General features: G+C 55.9%; 1 rRNA gene. It reads left to right on the top strand.

Annotation, left to right across the window (positions count from 1 at the left end):
* Nucleotides 1-329, top strand: a 16S ribosomal RNA gene (locus ACTHSL_RS13310); the annotation flags it as partial.

The following is a 329-nucleotide window of genomic DNA, read 5'->3' as shown; positions in this document are numbered from 1 at the left end:
GTATAAGAGACAGCCTACGGGAGGCTGCAGTGGGGAATCTTGCGCAATGGGGGAAACCCTGACGCAGCAACGCCGCGTGAGTGACGAAGGCCTTCGGGTCGTAAAGCTCTGTCAGATGGAAAGAATTAGTTCGCTGAAAATATTGGCGAGTGATGACGGTACCATCAGAGGAAGCACCGGCTAACTCCGTGCCAGCAGCCGCGGTAATACGGAGGGTGCAAGCGTTGTTCGGAATTATTGGGCGTAAAGCGCGTGCAGGCGGCTCGCTAAGTCTGATGTGAAAGCCCCGGGCTCAACCCGGGAAGTGCATTGGAAACTGGCGAACTTGA

It is taken from the genome of Neisseria sp. P0008.S010 (genome assembly GCF_051962715.1).
In the GTDB taxonomy this organism is placed as follows: domain Bacteria; phylum Pseudomonadota; class Gammaproteobacteria; order Burkholderiales; family Neisseriaceae; genus Neisseria; species Neisseria elongata.
Note: the sequence above shows the minus strand (reverse complement) of the source record. Positions and strands in the feature narration are given on the sequence as shown.